This window comes from Allobosea sp. FBZP-16 (assembly GCF_002831785.1).
Lineage (GTDB): Bacteria > Pseudomonadota > Alphaproteobacteria > Rhizobiales > Beijerinckiaceae > Allobosea > Allobosea lupini.
The window spans coordinates 183672-201334 of record NZ_LNCQ01000059.1 but is presented as its reverse complement, the minus strand read 5'-3'; the positions used below and the strand labels follow the sequence as shown (position 1 = coordinate 201334).

19 protein-coding genes are annotated in these 17663 nt (G+C 66.9%); 12 read left to right on the top strand and 7 right to left on the bottom strand.

Going from position 1 to position 17663, the window contains the following annotated elements:
• Positions 1 to 1219, bottom strand: a 1219-nt coding sequence (locus CXY91_RS29590; protein ID WP_199777607.1) for a HAMP domain-containing protein, incomplete at its 3' end; no start/stop codon positions are given.
• Positions 1220 to 1694: 475 nt separating this feature from the next.
• Here CXY91_RS29590 and CXY91_RS29585 point away from each other — a divergent pair.
• The 3 genes from CXY91_RS29585 to CXY91_RS29575 all read left to right on the top strand — a co-directional run bounded on the left by CXY91_RS29585 (position 1695) and on the right by CXY91_RS29575 (position 4825).
• The gene (locus CXY91_RS29585) at positions 1695 to 2393 is read left to right on the top strand and encodes a L,D-transpeptidase (RefSeq protein ID WP_248307686.1); all 699 of its coding nucleotides are present in this window, start codon (positions 1695 to 1697) and stop codon (positions 2391 to 2393) included.
• Positions 2394 to 2592: 199 nt separating this feature from the next.
• Entirely contained in the window at positions 2593 to 3897 is a 1305-nt protein-coding gene (locus CXY91_RS29580; protein WP_100965508.1) for a UDP-glucose dehydrogenase family protein, read from the top strand.
• Positions 3898 to 4018: 121 nt separating this feature from the next.
• Positions 4019 to 4825, top strand: a complete 807-nt coding sequence (locus CXY91_RS29575; protein ID WP_091832353.1) for a DUF2076 domain-containing protein — start codon at positions 4019 to 4021, stop codon at positions 4823 to 4825.
• Between the two features lie 79 nt (positions 4826 to 4904).
• On the opposite strand, the gene CXY91_RS29570 is transcribed toward CXY91_RS29575, so the two are convergent.
• Both CXY91_RS29570 and CXY91_RS29565 read right to left on the bottom strand, forming a co-directional pair.
• The gene (locus CXY91_RS29570; RefSeq protein WP_442896473.1) at positions 4905 to 5717 is read right to left on the bottom strand and encodes a L,D-transpeptidase; all 813 of its coding nucleotides are present in this window, start codon (positions 5715 to 5717) and stop codon (positions 4905 to 4907) included.
• A gap of 168 nt (positions 5718 to 5885) precedes the next feature.
• Entirely contained in the window at positions 5886 to 7310 is a 1425-nt protein-coding gene (locus CXY91_RS29565; RefSeq protein WP_100965507.1) for a lipopolysaccharide biosynthesis protein, read from the bottom strand.
• Between the two features lie 137 nt (positions 7311 to 7447).
• On the opposite strand from CXY91_RS29565, the gene CXY91_RS29560 reads away from it, so the two are divergent.
• From CXY91_RS29560 to CXY91_RS29545, 4 genes are all read left to right on the top strand, one after another.
• Positions 7448 to 8212, top strand: coding sequence for a sulfite exporter TauE/SafE family protein (locus tag CXY91_RS29560; protein ID WP_100965506.1), 765 nt, complete (start codon positions 7448 to 7450; stop codon positions 8210 to 8212).
• Between the two features lie 65 nt (positions 8213 to 8277).
• Positions 8278 to 8778 (top strand): GNAT family N-acetyltransferase, encoded by a 501-nt coding sequence (locus CXY91_RS29555; RefSeq protein ID WP_100965505.1) that lies wholly within the window; start codon positions 8278 to 8280, stop codon positions 8776 to 8778.
• Complete coding sequence (locus tag CXY91_RS29550; protein ID WP_100965504.1) at positions 8775 to 9617, top strand: DMT family transporter; 843 nt, start codon at positions 8775 to 8777, stop codon at positions 9615 to 9617. The genes CXY91_RS29555 and CXY91_RS29550 overlap by 4 nt, the downstream gene beginning before the upstream one ends.
• 106 nt (positions 9618 to 9723) lie before the next feature.
• A complete protein-coding gene (locus CXY91_RS29545; protein ID WP_100965503.1) occupies positions 9724 to 10407 on the top strand; it encodes a DUF930 domain-containing protein in 684 nt (227 codons plus the stop codon).
• Positions 10408 to 10423: 16 nt separating this feature from the next.
• Here CXY91_RS29545 and CXY91_RS29540 read toward each other — a convergent pair whose 3' ends face one another.
• Together CXY91_RS29540 and CXY91_RS29535 are read right to left on the bottom strand one after the other, a co-directional pair.
• Positions 10424 to 10801 (bottom strand): VOC family protein, encoded by a 378-nt coding sequence (locus CXY91_RS29540; protein WP_100965502.1) that lies wholly within the window; start codon positions 10799 to 10801, stop codon positions 10424 to 10426.
• 16 nt (positions 10802 to 10817) lie between these two features.
• Complete coding sequence (locus CXY91_RS29535) at positions 10818 to 11318, bottom strand: hypothetical protein (protein WP_100965501.1); 501 nt, start codon at positions 11316 to 11318, stop codon at positions 10818 to 10820.
• Between the two features lie 87 nt (positions 11319 to 11405).
• Here CXY91_RS29535 and CXY91_RS29530 point away from each other — a divergent pair, with 87 nt between their 5' ends.
• The gene (locus CXY91_RS29530; protein ID WP_100965500.1) at positions 11406 to 12215 is read left to right on the top strand and encodes an AraC family transcriptional regulator; all 810 of its coding nucleotides are present in this window, start codon (positions 11406 to 11408) and stop codon (positions 12213 to 12215) included.
• A 7-nt stretch (positions 12216 to 12222) separates the two neighbouring features.
• Here CXY91_RS29530 and CXY91_RS29525 read toward each other — a convergent pair whose 3' ends face one another.
• Together CXY91_RS29525 and CXY91_RS29520 are read right to left on the bottom strand one after the other, a co-directional pair.
• The gene (locus CXY91_RS29525; RefSeq protein ID WP_248307682.1) at positions 12223 to 12696 is read right to left on the bottom strand and encodes a PaaI family thioesterase; all 474 of its coding nucleotides are present in this window, start codon (positions 12694 to 12696) and stop codon (positions 12223 to 12225) included.
• 76 nt (positions 12697 to 12772) lie between these two features.
• Positions 12773 to 13228 (bottom strand): MarR family winged helix-turn-helix transcriptional regulator, encoded by a 456-nt coding sequence (locus tag CXY91_RS29520; protein ID WP_158673660.1) that lies wholly within the window; start codon positions 13226 to 13228, stop codon positions 12773 to 12775.
• Between the two features lie 214 nt (positions 13229 to 13442).
• On the opposite strand from CXY91_RS29520, the gene groES reads away from it, so the two are divergent.
• The 4 genes from groES (at position 13443) to CXY91_RS29500 (ending at position 17547) form a co-directional block, all read left to right on the top strand.
• Entirely contained in the window at positions 13443 to 13730 is a 288-nt protein-coding gene (groES, locus tag CXY91_RS29515) for a co-chaperone GroES (protein ID WP_091831264.1), read from the top strand.
• 47 nt (positions 13731 to 13777) lie between these two features.
• Entirely contained in the window at positions 13778 to 15415 is a 1638-nt protein-coding gene (gene groL / locus CXY91_RS29510) for a chaperonin GroEL (RefSeq protein ID WP_091831266.1), read from the top strand.
• 303 nt (positions 15416 to 15718) lie between these two features.
• Positions 15719 to 17047, top strand: a complete 1329-nt coding sequence (locus tag CXY91_RS29505) for a TAXI family TRAP transporter solute-binding subunit (RefSeq protein WP_091831268.1) — start codon at positions 15719 to 15721, stop codon at positions 17045 to 17047.
• A 65-nt stretch (positions 17048 to 17112) separates the two neighbouring features.
• Positions 17113 to 17547, top strand: a complete 435-nt coding sequence (locus CXY91_RS29500; protein ID WP_349236612.1) for a DoxX family protein — start codon at positions 17113 to 17115, stop codon at positions 17545 to 17547.
• Positions 17548 to 17663 lie beyond the last annotated feature (116 nt).

The following is a 17663-nucleotide window of genomic DNA, read 5'->3' as shown; positions in this document are numbered from 1 at the left end:
CCTGCTCCTCGGTGCGCTTCGACAGATCGTCGGCGCCCGTGTTGATCTCGCGCGCCGCGATCCCGACATCCGACGCCGTCACCTGGATCGTCGACACCGTGGCAGAGAGGCGGGCGATCGTCTCGTTGACCGCGTCCTTGAGCTCGGCGAAGCGCCCGCGATAGGCGGTCGGCACCTGGCGGGTCAGATCACCCGCGGCGAGCGCCTGCAGCACATCGACGAATTCGGTGGTGGCGCCGTCGACCACGGCGTTGATCTCGTTGATGCCGGCAACGAGCTTCTGCATCTGCTCGTCGGCATCCTCGACCTTGAGCCGCGCCGAGAAATCACCCGCCGCCGCTGCCGCGACGACCTCGCCGACATCCGACACCACCACGGACATCGCGTCGGCGGAGCGAATCCGGTCCGCCGCGGCGGATCGCTCCTGCTCCTGCAGCAGCGCGACCTGCTCGGTGCTCTGGCGCAGGACCGCCACGGACCGCGCCATGTCGCCGACCTCGTCCTGCCGCTTGGTATGCGGTACCGTGATCGCGGTCTCGCCAGCGGTGAGGCGGCTCATGCTCGCGCTGAGATCGAGCAGCGGACGCGTGATCGAACGCTGTGCGAACAGAAGAGCCGCGGCGACCGAAGCCAGCAGGGCGGCGAACAGCACTGACGGGAGAATCCACTGAACCTGGCGCGTGAAGGCAGCGGCCTCTTCGGAGAGCCGGTTCCCGACATCTTCGTTGCGCTTGCCGAAGGCGACGAGCTGGTCGTTCAACGCCTTGCGATTGGCGCGGTTCTGATCGTTGTTGCCCTGCTGATTGGCCGCCGCGGTCGAGACCTCGCGACCGAGGCGAATCAGCTCGCCGCGGAAAGTTATGAACTCCTCGACCAGCTTCTGCAGCTTGAGCGCGGTCTCGCGCTCCTGGGCCGGCACGAGCGCAACCAGGTCGGCGGCAAGCTTGCGCATCACCGGGAAGCGCGCCTCCTTCGGCTTGGCGAAAGCCTCCGCCTCCTTGGCGTCCTTCGACATGTAGATGCCGCGGGAATCCATCACCACGGCGAAGACCTGCGTGTTGAGCCGCTCGGTGAGCAACGCGATCTCGCCCTGAACGTCGGAACGCGCGTTGAGGTCGCCGGAACGTGACAATGCGTAGAGGCTCAGGACTGCGGAAAGGATCGCACCGGCGGCGACGATCCCCAGCATCGCCAGCACCTTGAAGCGGATCGATTTCATATTCTTGCTCGTACTTTTCTGCGCGATCGAAGACTGACCCGCACTTAAACGTTCGGCATGACCCGGCACCGAAGCCCACAAGGCTTAAAAAGCTTTGCCGGTAGTGGTTAAAGGCCGTTTAAGACAGCCCGACTTCCCTTGGGAAACTGCGGTAAAACTCGGCAACTCCTCGCCTTTCAGCTGCATATATGAGCAACTACCTACACAGGGTGGCAGCCAGTGCGACATGCAGGTACGGCATGTCGCACTGTGGCATTCCGGCCACGCTCTGCGTCGGCCACAATTTCGCCACATGCTGTTCACCCCGGCGCCACGCGAGACCGTGAATTGAAAAGGACCAGCCGGCGAGGATCATTGGAACTTGTCGGCAATTCGCCTGTTTTCGCTGCCAGCCGCCGCCCAATCCAAGAGCCGAGTCATGTCCGCCCACCTGCCCGACGCCGCCACCGCCTGTTCCCGCCGCCGCTTCCTGACGATGGTCTCGGCCTTCGTCCCCGTCGGCCTCGCCGGCTGTGTCAGCGGCCCGCAGCAGCCCTACGAAGCACGGACTCCGGTTCACCAGAACGCAGCCTTCCTGTCGATGTATGACGAGCGGCCCGACGAGCGGCATCCGCTGCCGGCAACCGATATCGACGAGGTCGACACGCGCTTCCTGCGCCAGGAAGTGGAATATCGGACCCCGGAGCGGCCCGGCACGATCGTGGTCGACACCTCGGCCCGCTATCTCTACCTCGTCCGCGAGAACGGCCGCGCCATCCGCTACGGCATCGGCGTCGGCAAGCAAGGCATGTCCTGGCGCGGTCGCGCTACCGTCGCCCGCAAGGCCGAGTGGCCGCGCTGGACGCCGACCGCCGCGATGATCGCCCGCGAGCCGGAGCGGAACGCCCGCTGGGCCGGAGGCATGGCCGGCGGCATCGAGAACCCGCTCGGCGCCCGCGCCCTTTATCTCTACCAGGGCAACCAGGACACGCTCTACCGCATTCACGGCACCAGCGAGCCTTGGTCGATCGGCAAGGCGGTGTCGTCGGGCTGCATCCGCCTGTTCAACCAGGACATCATCGACCTCTACAGCCGCGTCCCGACCGGGACTCCCGTGGTCGTCCTGAACCGCAACCCAATCGGGGAGCCGCAGATCGACGAGACCGACGCGCCGCTGCCCCCGGACGACATCTGAGGCTCGCGGCCGCGACAGTCGGCTACTTCGAGAAGGGCGGCTCGCAGCCGCCCTTTTTCATGTCGCCGCCGCGCCGTCACGGTCCCTTCGCCAGATCGGGCTACTCCTCCAGCCCCGGGCGGCTGCGATTTGCCTCGACGCGGTTTTGCGCTACGCCCTGCCGGTCGGCAGCCCGCCGACGAGACGATGAGACCGCCAGATGCGCGTGACGATGATCGGTTCAGGCTATGTCGGCCTGGTCTCCGGAGCTTGCTTCGCCGATTTCGGCCATGAGGTGACCTGCGTCGACACCGACGCCGGCAAGATCGCCGCCCTGAAGCGCGGCGAGATCCCGATCTACGAACCCGGCCTCGACGACCTCGTCGCCAACAATGTCCGTGCCGGGCGGCTCTCCTTCACCACCGAGCTCGCCGGGCCGGTAGCGGCGGCCGATGCCGTCTTCATCGCGGTCGGCACGCCCTCGCGCCGCGGCGACGGCCATGCCGACCTGTCCTATGTCCACCAGGCGGCGCGCGACGTCGTCGCGGCGATCGACGGCTTCACGGTCGTCGTCACCAAGTCGACCGTGCCGGTCGGCACCGGCGACGAGGTCGAGCGGATCATGCGCGAAACCCGGCCCGATGCCGATTTCGCCGTCGTCTCCAATCCGGAGTTCCTGCGCGAGGGCGCCGCGATCGCCGACTTCAAGCGCCCGGACCGGATCGTGATCGGAACCGAGGACGATCGCGCCCGCAAGGTGATGGAGGATCTCTACCGGCCGCTCTACCTCAATGCGGCGCCTCTGCTGTTCACCGCGCGGCGAACCTCCGAACTGATCAAATACGCCGGCAATGCCTTCCTCGCGACCAAGATCACCTTCATCAACGAGATGGCGGACCTATGCGAGCGGGTCGGCGCCAATGTCCAGGAGGTGGCGCGCGGTATCGGCCTCGACAACCGCATCGGCGGCAAGTTCCTGCACGCCGGCCCCGGCTATGGCGGCTCCTGCTTCCCGAAGGACACGCTCGCGCTGATCAAGACCGCGCAGGACATGGAAAGCCCCTTGCGCCTGGTCGAGACGGTGGTGGCGGTCAACGACCAGCGCAAGCGTGCGATGGCGCGCAAGGTCATCGCCGCCTGCGGAGGCTCGGTCCGGGCCAAGCGCATCGCCATCCTCGGCCTCGCCTTCAAGCCGAACACCGACGACATGCGCGAGGCGCCCTCGCTGTCAATCGTGACGGCGCTCCTCGACGCCGGCGCCGAGATCGTTGCCTATGACCCCGAGGCGATGGACAGTGCCAAGTCCTTGATGCCGGAGATCGCCTACGCGCCCGACGCCTATTCCTGCCTCGACGGCGCGGATGCGCTGGTGATCGTCACGGAATGGGACGCCTTCCGCGCCCTCGACCTCGATCGGGTCAAGGCGGCGCTGCGGCATCCGGTCGTGATCGACCTGCGCAACATCTACCGCTCCGGCGAGATGCACGCGCGCGGCTTCACCTATGTGAACGTAGGTAACGCCTGAAGCCCGTTCCCTGACGACGCGACAGAAAGGCGCCGGGCGTTCGCCTTGATAGCGTCATAAGCCGTCACCACCTTTCGGAGCGACAGGGCGACCGCCTTGTCCACCATGAGAGGAGATGACGATGACGCCGCAAGAACGCGACGTGATCGCCGGGATTTTCGATCGCCTGCGTCAGGCGGAAAACCAGCCGCGCGACCCCGAGGCTGAACGTTTCATCGCCGACAGACTGCGCGAGCAGCCCTATGCCGTCTATGCGATGGCGCAGTCGGTCTACATCCAGGAGCAGGCGCTCACCAGCCTGCAGGGCCAGATCGAGCAATTGCAGGCCGAGATCCAGCAATTGCGCAGCCAGCCGCCCGCTCCTGCTCCGTCGCAGCAGTCCGGCGGCTTCCTGTCGGGCATCTTCGGCGGTGGCGCGAGCCAGCCGGCCCGCTCCGGCTCTGTGCCGTCCTTCCCGCAGCGCGCCGCGCCGCAGCCGGCGTCGCCGCCCTGGGGCAGCCAGGCTGCAGCGCCGCAGCAGGGCATGGCCCCGCAGCAAGGCATGGGGGCGGCTCCCGCCCCCGGCACCTGGCAGAACCAGGCAGCCCAACCCCAGGCTCCGGCCCGAGGCGGCGGCTTCATGGCGAGCGCGCTGACGACGGCAGCCGGCGTCGCCGGCGGCATGGTCGCCGGCAACATGCTGATGAACGCGCTCGGCGGTAACAAGAGCGCCGCAAGCGAGACCAAGCCGGCCGAAGCGAGCACCGCTCAGAACAAGGACACCGGGCAGAACGACGAAGCTGCCCAGAACACGCAGACGGCGGCTGACCAGCAGCCGGCGGCGGAGCCGCAGCAGGCCTATCAGGAGCCGACCTATCAGGACGCCAACTACGACGATGGCAGCTACGATGACGGCATGGGCGGCGGCGGCGACGACGACTGGGCCTGAGGCCTGACATGGTCCGCTGAAACGACGAGGCCCGCCTGGCGACAGGCGGGCCTTTCTTGTCGGACGGGTGCGGCCGGTCTCAGATCACGAAGACCTTGGCACCGACGCGGACGCGCTCGTAGAGATCGACAACATCCTCGTTGTTCATCCGGATGCAGCCGGAGGATACGGCCTGGCCGATCGTGTTCGGCTCGTTGGTGCCATGGATGCGATAGAGCGAGGAGCCGAGATAGAGGGCGCGCGCGCCGAGCGGGTTCTCCGGACCACCGGCCATGAAGCGCGGCAGATCGGGACGGCGCTTCAGCATCTCGGCCGGCGGCGTCCAGCTCGGCCATTCCGCCTTGCGGGTGATCGCCTTCATGCCGGCCCATTCGAAGCCGGGGCGGCCGACGCCGATGCCATAGCGCAGAGCGCGGCCGCCGGGCTGGACCAGGAAGAGAAAGCGGCGCGGCGTATCGATAACGATGGTGCCCGGCTTGTGCGGCCCGTCATAGGCGACTTCCTGCTTCTGGAAGCGCGGGTCGAGGGTGCGCGCGATCGGCCGCTCCGCCGGGATCGGCTCGCCGAGCGCGGCCGAGCGGCGTTCGCGGCGCGGCTCCATCGGATCGCCCTGGATCGGCACCGGCGCCTCGTAGTCGGAGAGCCGGCGCATCGCCGGTTGCTGGCCATAGGCGCCGCGCTGCGGGCGGTTGTAGACCGCCCCGCCCCGGCCATAGTCGGTCGGGTCCTGGCCAGTCATCATCATCTCGATGAAGCCGCCGCCATATTGCCCGCGGCCGGCCGAATGCGTGACCATGGGATCGGCCGGGCGCCAATAGGTCTCGGCATAGACCTGGCCCGACAACAGCACGCAGCCGAGCGCGGCAAAGGGAACGAGATAGAGCGGACGCATGACGCAACTCTCTTTACGCAACAGGCTTGAAGCGTGAGGCGATGCGTTGAAATGAATGGTGAATCGTTGACTCTATCAGCCCCGGAACCGGCCTGATCGCTCAACTTCCCGGGGTTAACCTTAGCGATCCCCGAGCAAACGCGGTAAACGCCCGGTTCACGCCCCCCATCAGCGCCGACTCTTGCGCATGGCGAGCCAGAGCCGCAACAGCGTCCGGCAGCGGGCCACGTCGAAGGCGAGCATCAGCCCGCCATAGACGGCAAGACCAAGCGTGCCCTGCAGCAGCAGTTCGGGCAGAGGAGAGAGCCGGCCGGAGAGCGGCCAGACGACGATCGCCATGGCAATGACCGCCGCGATGATGATGCCGATCTCGCGCCAGTTCGGGGAGACCGGGAGCGAGCGCAGGCCGACCCAGCCGGTGATGGCGAGAACCACGAGGAAGCTGAGGGTCTGGCCGAGCGCATAGCGTTCCGGACCGAGCGCGCCGGCGGCGAAGACCAGAGCAAGGTTGACGAGCAGACCTGCGAGGGCCGCCAGCGTCACCAGGCCCGTGCGCTTGCCGAGCAGGAAGACCGGGTAGATGCCGGCGGCGAAGACAGCGAGCGCGACGAGGCCCGGCAGAAGCAGCTGCAGATAGCCGGAGAAATGGCCATGGAACTTCGCCGGCACGAGCAGCGCCTCGAAAGCCGGCAAGACCAGGAAGAGGCCGGCGGCCACCGGCAGCGACACCATCAGCACGATCACGAAATTGGCGGCGATGCGCTTCTGCGCCGCGCGCACACCCTTGGTCTCGTCGAGCCGCAGCACTTCGCGCAGCATGACGATCTCCAGCGTCGTTGCGAGCATGCCGAACAGGCGCAACCCCATATCGGCGGCGAGCGAGAAATAGCCGGCTTCGGCGAAGCCGTTGCTGTCGGCCAGCAGCGAACGGTTGAGCAGCGGGATCAGCGAATAGATCGCGTTGGCGCCGACGATCGGCAGCGCATAGCGCGCGAAGTCCGATGCCAGATCGCGCCGCGCCGCCGACCAGGCGAGCGGCCCATCCGCGAGCGCCCGCCGCACCGCGAGCAGGGCCGCCATGGCGCTGAGGACGCCGCCGAACATCACGACCGTCGCGTCGCGCGTCCACCAGGCGCCGCCGACCATCAGCAGCAAGGCGAGCACGTTCTTGACGATGATCAGGCGGGCATAGGCGGCATCGAGGAAACGGGCCCGGGCGATGGCGCCGTGGTAGTCGAACAGGCCGGCGCAGATGCCGCCCAAGACCGAGCCGGCGACGAGCATGACCGGCAGTCCGAAATCGACGCCCGCGACGACCGCTGCGACCAGGATGCCGCACAAGGCGAGCGTGATCCCCGCGCTCAGCACATCGAGGGTCGCCCGGATCTGCGGCTGTTCCTCGCGGGTCTTCTGCGAGTAGAAACGGACAGCCGAGAGCCTGATCCAGTCGAGCAGCGCGGTGTTGAGCAGCACGAGCATCGCCGCACCGATGGCGTAGCGGCCGAATTCGGCGGGCCCGAGGAAATAGGCGATGAGCAGCCCGAGGACGAAGTTCAGCCCGGCATTGATCACGAAGGGCAGGAGTACGGTCATGACGCCATCGCAAAGGGGCAAGCCGACTCAGCACCGGCCGCGCATGACTGCGCTGATCCCGCCTAGCCGCCAAACCCCGCCCGTCCAAGCGGAAACTGGCGCAGCCTCGCTCTGCGCCTTGGCGACAGACTGAGCTTATGCCGAGCGATCCGATCTTCTACCTGGTCGGCTGGACCACGACCCTGCTGATGGGCATCGGCAAGGGCGCCTTCGGTGGCGGCCTCGCCATCCTCGGCGTGCCGCTGCTGGCGCTCGTCGTCGATCCCCTGCAGGGCGCGATCATGGTGGCGGTGCTGATCGCCGCGATGGACCTTGTCGCCATCGGCAGCTTCGGTGTCTCGACCTGGTCGAAGCCGGACCTCGCCTGGCTGATCCCCGGCCTGATCGTCGGCATCGCGATCGGTTATGCGGTATTCCTCGTCGTCGACGCCCGCATCGTCACGCTGATCATCGGCGTCATCACTCTCGCCTTCACGGCACACTGGTTCTTGCGCGGCCGGACCGCGCCTGCCGGCCAGCTTCCTGTCTCGCCGCCATTGGCCTTGCTGACCGGGACGGCCTCGGGCTTCACCACCTTCGTCGCCCATGCCGGCGGCCCGCCGGTCGCGATGTATCTGTTGGCACGCGGGCTTTCCAAGACCGCCTTCGTCGGCACGACCATCGCCTTCTTCATGCTGGGCAACATCCTGAAGCTGCCACCCTATCTGGCGCTCGGCCTGAAGCAGCCGCAGGCGCTCTGGGCTGCGCTCGCGCTGCTGCCGGCAGCGCCGATCGGCGTCTGGATCGGCCGCTGGCTGCACGAGCGGCTCGACCAGAAACGACTGTTCTTCGCCTGCTATCTGCTGCTTGCAGCGGCGGCATTGAAGTTGACCAGCGACGCCGCTCTCGCATTGCTGCGATAACGGCATGGCAGGAGCGCGAGCGCCCCATCTTTGCAGCAGACCGGATTGGCCCTAAGCGATCGATCATGACCGCCCTGCCTGCCCTTCGCGACGCCACCGACGCCGATTCGGAGCCGCTCGCCACCCTGATCGCCGCGACCTTCGCCGAATATCCGAACTGCTGGTTCGACTGGTCGGAATTCCCGGAGCTGCGCCGCCCCGCCAGCCACTATGCGCAAAAGGGCGGCAAGCTCTGGGTCGCGGATGGGCCGGGCGGGCGCATCGCCGGCTCGATCGCCGTCGTGCCGGTGCCGGACCAGAATGCGGTCGAGCTGTTCAAGGTCTATGCCGATCCGAGCCAGCGCGGCAGCGGGCTGGCGCAGGCCCTGTTCGCCCGCACCCTCGCCTTCGCTGAAGCCGGCGGCTATGGCGAGATGATGCTGTGGTCAGACAGCAAGTTCGCCCGCGGCCACCGCTTCTACGAGAAGCTCGGCTTCGTGCGCTGGCCGGGCGAGCGCTATCTCGCCGACATCTCCTCGACCTGGGAATACCATTTCCGCAAGCCGCTCGCCCCGGCGCAGTCATGAATCTCAATACCGCGCTGCGGGCGGTTCTCGGCATCGCGCTGCTCACCGCGATGGATGCGGTGATCAAGGCGCAGATGCAGCAGCACCCGTTCCTGCTGGCGCTGTTCATGCGCTTTGCCGCGGGCGCCGTCTGCGCGATCGTCGTCGTCGCGGTCTCGCGGCCGGCACGGCCGACGCGCACGAGCCTGATCGGCAACAGCATCCGCATCCCGCTGGTCATCGTCACCGCCGGCAGCTTCTTCTATTCGATCTCGGTGCTGCCGCTGGCGGAGGCGCTGACGCTCTCCTTCCTCGCCCCGGTCTTCGTCGCCCTGCTCGGAGCGCTGATCCTGAAGGAACGGCTCGACGGCCGCATCCTGCAGGCGCTCGGCTTCGGCCTCGCCGGCATGCTGGTGATGGTCTGGCCGCGCCTGCAGGGCGGCGTCACCGGTGCCGAGCTCGGCGTCGCCGCGGCGCTGGTCTCGGCGATCTCCTACGCCTTCAACCTGATCCTGCTGCGCACGATCGCGGTGAAGGAGCATCCGGCGATCATCGTGCTGTTCCAGAACGCCGGGCCGGCGCTCTGCCTGGCCTGGCCGGCCTGGTACGTCTTCCAGCCGATGAGTGGTGGCGACCTCGCCACCTATCTCTCTGCCGGCGCGCTCGGCGTCGCCGGGCATCTGTCGCTGACCTCGGCCTTCGCCCGGGCGCCGGCCTCGCGGCTGGCGCCGATCGAGTACACGGCGCTGGTCTGGGCGAGCCTGCTCGGCTGGTTCGTCTTCAGCGAAGTGCCGCTCTGGACCACCTATGCCGGTGCGGTCCTGATCGTCGCCGGCGCCCTCGCCGTCAGCCGGCGCTGATCGTCGCCACGAATTCGCCGGCTTGGTCGGCTTCTGCACGAGGCAATGCGAAGGGAGAGACCGCCCGCCATGCTTGCATTCCTGTCCGACTGCGATTGACCGAAGCATGCAGCGCGCCGGCACCGCTGCTCGCGTCCTGCGCGAACCCGGCCTTCCCGCCGCGCTCTGTGTCCATCTCCTGTTCGGCCTCCTCCTCGCCATCCGGACGCTCAGCAGCTTCACACCGCCGATCGAGACGAGCATCGAGGTCGAAATGGTTGCGCCGGAGTCGCTGGCGCCTCCCGCTCCGGCCCAGGCGCCCGCTCCTCCCCTAGCCGAGATCGCGTCACCTCCGCAGCCGGCTCCCCCCACTACGCAGCCGGAAAAGCCAGCCAGCCGGCCCGTTCCACCACCGGCCGAGCCGCCAGCGATGATCACCGCCCGGACGCTGCATTCTGAAAGCGTGCTGGCCAATCCGCGCAGCCGCGGCGCGCGTGAGGCGCTGAAGACGCTCGAGGCGAGCGAGCGCATCGAGCAGCTTTGCAATCTCGAGGCGATGAGCCAGATCCATGCCTGGAAGGCGGAGTTCGAGCCGGATCGCGTCGTCGCCTATGCTATGGCCAGCACGAAGCTGACCAAGGGCGCCCTCGAAGCCGAGGGCGCCGCCTTCCGCAGCCGCAAGCAATGGTACAGCCTACGGTTCCGCTGCGAGACGGCGGCGAACGGCAAGGTCGCCGGCTTCCAGTTCCGCGTCGGCGCGGCGATCCCGCGCAGCCAATGGGCTGCGCACGACCTGCCGCCCGAGCATTAGCCCTGCTGCGAGCGCCTCAGGCCGGCTTGCCGCAATAGGCCTCCAGCCGGTAGCCGTCGGGGTCGACGACGAAGGCGGCGTAATAGTCGGGGCCATAGGATTCGCGCAGGCCCGGCTTGCCGTTGTCGGTGCCGCCCGCCGCGAGCGCCGCCGCGTGGAAAGCGTCGACGCTCTGGCGTGTCGGCGCGACGAGACAGAAGTGCAGATTGGAGTCGCGGTCCGGCGGCACCGGCGCCGAGACCGCGCCGATCCAGAGCCCGACGCTCCCCTTGCCATAACCGAGCGAGCTCTCGTCGGCAGTGAGGCAACCATAGCCGAGCGCGCCGAGCGTCGCGTCGTAGAAGCGTTTCGTACGCGGAAGCTCGCGAACGCCGATAGAGATGTGATCGAACATGATGGTCGTCCTCCTGTCAGGTTGTGATGCGCTTGGCGCGGAAATCGGCCTGGACCTGCCAGCTCCCGCCGCCATCGCGCGAGCGGTCGCCGATCCAGTGGAACGAATCCGGAGTGATCTCAGTGAAGCGCCAGCGGATCGCTGTGCCGTCGTCCAGCCTGCCGTGCTGGACGATGTCGTTGCCCTCGGCGCGGCCGATCTGGTGCGTGTAGTACTGCTTGACCGGGTCGTTCCAGCGGATGTGCCAGGCATCCTGGCCGGGGTCGTAGATGCGTAGCGTCGTGCCGTGGAAGAAGCCCGGCAGCGCCCAGACATCCTGCACGGCGCGCCCGCCGAGTACCCAGCCGAAATGGATCCCGCCCTTGGCCTCATGGCGCTGGCCGTCATCGGTGTGCATCACGGCAGCCATCGTCCAGGCGCCGACGAACTGGCCGTAGAGGGCGAGCTGGCCGGCGAGTTCAGGCTCCGGCCCGGTCGCGATGAGGGCATCGGCCAGCGTCGATGGCGCTGCTGTCATGATCGGGCTCCGTCTGGACCAAGTTGGTGTCCAGCTAGACCCGGAGCCTCGGGCCACGCTTGGGAAAAACTGCTAAACTCGCGAACCATGACAGCGACCGCCCATCTCCTGGCATCAGGCCCCGGCTGGCGGGTCAGCGACATCGTCTGCACGGCCGGCCCGGACGACAGCGCCTTCGAGGAAGCACACCCGCAGCACTGCATCGCCATCGTCCGCAGCGGCTCGTTCCGCTATCGCTCGACGCAAGGCAGCGCCGTGCTCGCGCCGGGGGCGCTGCTGCTCGGCAATCGCGGCGCCTGCTTCGAATGCGGCCATGAGCATGCGACCGGCGACCGCTGCCTCGCCTTCCAGTTCGAGCCGGCCTGGCTCGAAGGCATCGTCGCGGCCGTTCCGGGCGCCCGGCGGCTGGACTTCGCGCAGCCGCATCTGCCGGCGCTGCCCGTGCTCGCCAGTGTCGTCGCCGAAGCGGAAATCGCCGCGGACGAGCCCGAGAGGCTGGAGGAAACCGCGCTGCGCCTCGGCGGCGCCGTGGCGAGCGTGCTGTCAGGCGCAAAACCCGCGATCGATACCCCGAGCGCCCGCGACGAACGCCGGATCACGCGGGCGCTGCGCCATATCGAAGCGCATTGCGAGGACGCTCTCTCGATCGATGAGCTGGGGCGGCAGGCGGCGATGAGCCCCTACCACTTCCTGCGCACCTTCAGGGCCCTGGTCGGTATGACGCCGCATCAATATGTGCTGCGCACGCGTCTCCACCGGGCGGCCGTGCTGCTGCGCCGGACCACGCTGCCGGTCGCGGGCATCGCCTTCGATTGCGGCTTCGGCGACCTCTCAACCTTCAACCGCCGCTTCAAGCGGGTGATGGGCGTGAGTCCGGGCGCCTATCGCATCGCTTGAGCAACATTCAGCGCTTGCTGCCGAAGATCATGCAGGTTTCGGTGCCGTGCGCCAACAGCTTGCCTGCTGCGTCGACCAGCTTGCCTTCACTGGTCGCGACCGAACCGCCACGATGGATCAGCCTGCCCTCGCAGCGCACCGGGCCGCTGGCAGGCATGACCGGGCGGACATAGTTCAGCTTCATCTCCAGCGTGGTGTAGCCCTCGCCGACCCGCAGCGTCGAATGCACGGCGCAGGCCATGGCGGAATCGAGGATCGTCGCCGTCCAGCCGCCGTGGATCGTCCCGAGCGGGTTGAAGAAGCGCGGCGAGGGCGTGCCGACGAAGACCACCCGGCCCTCCTCGACCTCGGCGATGTCTAAATCCATCGCATCGGCGAAGGGCGGGCCGGGATGGCGTCCCTCGATCATCCCGCGCAGGAAGGATGCGCCGTCCTCCGCCAGCAGGACATCACGACTGACGACTCCGACCTCACGGGACACGGCTGCACTCCATCTCTATCGTGTAGATGCACGATAGAGATGGAGCGGGATAGCGGTCAAGCCGGCCGGTGCGAGATCAGCCGACTTCCCTCGCCGCCCGCCGGATTGCCTTGAGACTGTCGCGCGTCTCGCTCCAGCGTTCCTGGCCGAGCCCGCCCTCGATCCTGTCCTGCGCCGCGCGCCAGTAAGGGATCGCCGCCTCGATCGCGGCGCGGCCCTTCTGCGTCACGGCATATGTCAGCGCCCTGCCCTTGCAGTCGACCGGCTCGATCAGCTTCTCGGCGGCAAGCAGTTGCAGGTTGCGCGTCAGCGAGGTCCGCTCCAGCGCGAAGCGGTCGGCGAGCTCGGTGACGGAGCGCCAGGCGCCGGTCGAAAGCGCCGAGAGCAGAACGAACTGGGTGATCTTCAAGCCACTCGGCCGCATCGCCTCGTCATAGGCGCGGGTGACGGCGCGTGCCGTCATGCGGACATGCAGCACCACACAGGAACGGGCGATGTCGTCGAGAGGGAGATCAGGGACTGGCGTCGTCATCCCGCCACGATAGCGGGTTTAGTGTCCGGCCGCAGCAGGGCAGATGGCGGCAGTCATCGCGTTCACCTTTTACGCAGCGGATTCCTTGACTCCGGCAGCCCTCGGGCCTATCTCCGCCACGTCGGTTAGCACTCACTCGGTGAGACTGCTAACAGACCCCTTTCACGGGCAAATTCGAGCCCGTCCAGAATAAGACCGAGAGGAAGACAGAACCATGAAGTTCCGTCCGCTGCATGACCGCGTTGTGGTCCGTCGCCTTGATGGCGAAGAGAAGACCAAGGGTGGCATCATCATCCCCGATACCGCCAAGGAAAAGCCCCAGGAAGGCGAGATCGTCGCAGTCGGCCCCGGCGCCCGCGACGACGCCGGCAAGCTGGTTGCTCTCGATGTCAAGAAGGGCGATCGCGTCCTCTTCGGCAAGTGGAGCGGCACCGAGGTCAAGATCGACGGCCAGGATCTCCTGATCATGAAGGAATCCGACATCATGGGCATCGTCGGCTGAGCAGCCAGGCGCCCACCCGTCCGTAGAGTTCAATCAGGAGTAGTCTCATGGCTGCCAAAGAAGTTCGCTTTTCCACCGACGCCCGCGACAAGATGCTGCGCGGCGTGGACATCCTCGCCAATGCCGTGAAGGTCACGCTGGGTCCCAAGGGCCGCAATGTCGTGATCGAGAAGTCGTTCGGCGCCCCGCGCATCACCAAGGACGGCGTCACCGTCGCCAAGGAGATCGAGCTCGCCGACAAGTTCGAGAACATGGGCGCTCAGATGGTCCGCGAAGTCGCTTCGCGCCAGAACGACCATGCCGGCGACGGCACCACCACCGCCACCGTGCTCGCCCAGGCGATCGTCCGTGAAGGCGCCAAGTCGGTTGCGGCCGGCATGAACCCGATGGACCTGAAGCGCGGCATCGACCTGGCCGTCGAGGCCATCGTCGCCGACCTCAAGAAGAACTCGAAGAAGGTCACCTCGAACGCGGAAGTCGCGCAGGTCGGCACCATCTCGGCGAACGGCGACGAGTCGGTCGGCAAGATGATCTCGACCGCGATGCAGAAGGTCGGCAACGAGGGTGTCATCACCGTCGAGGAAGCCAAGACCGCCGAGACCGAGCTCGACGTCGTCGAGGGCATGCAGTTCGACCGTGGCTATCTCTCGCCCTACTTCATCACCAACGCCGAGAAGATGGTCGCCGAGCTCGAGGACCCCTACATCCTCATCTTCGAGAAGAAGCTGTCGTCGCTCCAGGCGATGCTGCCGATCCTCGAGGCCGTCGTGCAGACCGGCAAGCCGCTGCTGATCATCGCCGAGGACGTCGAGGGCGAGGCTCTGGCCACGCTCGTCGTCAACAAGCTCCGTGGCGGCCTGAAGGTCGCAGCCGTCAAGGCTCCGGGCTTCGGTGATCGTCGCAAGGCCATGCTCGAGGACATCTCGATCCTGACCGCCGGTCAGATGATCTCGGAAGACCTCGGCATCAAGCTCGAGACCGTGACGCTCCAGATGCTCGGCCGCGCCAAGAAGGTGCGCATCGAGAAGGAGAACACCACGATTATCGACGGCGCCGGCAAGAAGAAGGACATCGAGGGCCGCGTTGCGCAGATCAAGGCGCAGATCGAGGAGACCACCTCGGACTACGACCGTGAGAAGCTCCAGGAGCGTCTGGCCAAGCTCGCCGGCGGCGTCGCGGTCATCCGCGTCGGCGGCGCGACCGAGGTCGAGGTCAAGGAGAAGAAGGATCGCGTCGACGATGCCCTGAACGCCACCCGCGCTGCGGTGGAAGAAGGCATCCTGCCGGGCGGCGGCGTCGCCCTGCTGCGCGCCCTGAACTCGGTCAAGTCGATCAAGACCCAGAACGACGACCAGAAGACCGGCGTCGAGATCGTCCGCAAGGCGATCGCTGCTCCGGCCCGCCAGATCGTCGACAACGCCGGCGGTGACGGCGCGGTCGTGATCGGCAAGCTGCTGGAGTCGAAGGACTACGCCTGGGGCTACAACGCCCAGACCGGCGAGTACGGCGATCTGGTCAAGGCCGGCATCATCGACCCGACCAAGGTCGTGCGCACGGCGATCCAGGACGCGGCTTCGATCGCCGGCCTGCTGATCACCACCGAGGCGATGATCGCCGAGACGCCGAAGAAGGACGCCCCGATGCCCCCGATGGGCGGCGGCGGCATGGGCGGCATGGACTTCTGAGGAAGTCCAGACGCCCCAGACATTAACTGCCGAAACCGGGCAAGCCCGGTTTCGGTGGCGGCATGGACTTCTGATCCAGGCCACCAGGCTCAACTATGGAAGGCCCGGCGCAAGCCGGGCCTTTTTCGTCACATCACCCAAGATCCTGGCGATATCGACCCGGACAATCTTGCCAGCTGCCGCAAGGTTCTTCCAACTGCAGACATCGCACGACTATCCCGCTCCCCGTGAGTCGGGCCGGCCTTTCGCCATCGCGCGCCACAATGAGGCATACCCGCGCGACGGGCGGAGCGGAGATCATCAATGGTTCGGCGGTCTGCTGTGATTGTCGGCGTCTACGCCATGATCGGCTTCCTGGCGGTAGCGGCCGCGGCCGCGAGCGGCTGGTACGCCTTCCGAGACGCCCCGCCCACCATCCTGTCGGTCGCAGTTGGCGGAAAGGGCGGCAATGTCGATCAGCTGATGGGCGAGGTCCGCGATCTTGTCGCGACGCAGTCGAAGACCATCCGCCTCGAGATCGTACATACCGACGGCTCGGCGACGAATGCGCGCCTGGTTGCCGACGGCAAGGCGGCCCTCGCCTCGGTGCAGGCCGACATCATGACCGCGCCGACCGTCAGGGCCGTCGCAGTCGTTGCGCGCGAACATTTCCAGCTGATCGCGCGCCGCTCGTCCGGCATCCGGAGCCTGCGGGATCTTGCCGGCAAGCGCCTCGCCCTTCCGCCGGAAGGCACCTCGGGCAATCAGAACTTCTTCGCACTCGCGCAGCATCACGACCTGCCATTGGCCGAGATCAAGGTCAGCGCCGGCCCCGTCAACGACAACTTCGCAGCACTGGAGCGCGGCGAGATCGACGCGATCGCCTTCGTCAGGGCACTACGCGATCCCGCCACTGTCGAGGTCATGCGGCGCCTGCAGCAACGCGGCGACGGGCTCTTCTTCGTGCCGGTCGAGCAGGCCTCAGCGATCAAACTGGTGAAGCCCTATGTCAGCGAAAGCAGCATCAGCCAGGGGACCTATCAGGGATATCCGCCAGTCCCCGAGCAGGACACGCCGACGCTGGCGATCGGAATCAATCTTGTAGCGGGCGTCAAAGTGCCGGACGCCGCCGTCGAGGAACTGACACGGATCCTGTTCGAAGAGCAGTTGCGTCTCGCCTTCCGGACACCACTCGCCGCGGGTATCGCGCGGCCGGCACAGAACGGCCCGTCCGTGGCGATCCATGCCGGCGCAAAAGCCTATTACGACGGCGCCAGGCCGTTCCTTCTGGTGCGCTATCGCGATGAGATCACCTTCATGATCTCGATGCTGACCATCGCGTATTCCGGCGTGATGATGCTGCGGCTGCAGATCCGCAACCGGCGCAAGGTTCGGGTCAGCGCCTACAATGACAAGCTGATCGACATCGCGTCGCGGGCGCAGGAGGCAGATGACCTTGCGACGCTGCACGGCTGCCGTAAGGATCTCAACCTGCTGATCCAGCGGGTGATGAAGGATTTCTCGGAAGAGCGGATCTCCGACCAGGGCTTCCACGTGTTTTCGTTGAGCTGGGAGGCCGTGCGCGCCTCGATCGCCGAAGCGATAGGTGAAGCGCGCGCGTCCGGGCAGGCCGGCAAGCGAGTAGCTGCCTAGGCGGCTCGACTTTGCACAGGCATGTGAAGCCACGCGCTTGCATCGACTTTGGTTGTAGGCCCTAGATCGCAGCTGGTGCGGCATCCTGCCGCGCTCTGCTTTCGGGGGTCCCTTTCATGAACAACCCTGCTTTGGGCGATGCCGCCAAGCTGATCGGCCGCATCCTGCTCGCCCTGATGTTCGTGCTCGCCGGCTGGTCCAAGATCAGCGGCTATGCCGGCACGCAAGCTTACATGGCCTCGGCCGGCGTGCCCGGCATCCTGCTGCCACTCGTCATCATCGTCGAGCTGATCGGCGGCCTGATGATCGTCGTCGGCTTCAAGACCCGCCTCGTCGCCCTCGCCCTGTTCGCCTTCACCATCGTGGCCTCGGTGCTGTTCCACATGAACTGGGCACAGCCGATGCAGCAGCTCCTGTTCATGAAGAACCTTGCCGTGGCCGGCGGCTTCCTCGTGCTGTTCGCGGCCGGCGCAGGCGCCTATTCGGTCGACAAGGACTGAAGCCCATCACAAAACGCTGAAAAAGCGCGGCCCGGACTTGAGCCGGGCCTTTTTTGTGCGCAGGGCTGATCTACAACGCTTTCTACTAGGCAGCGCGTCTCCCGCGCTGATTCCCC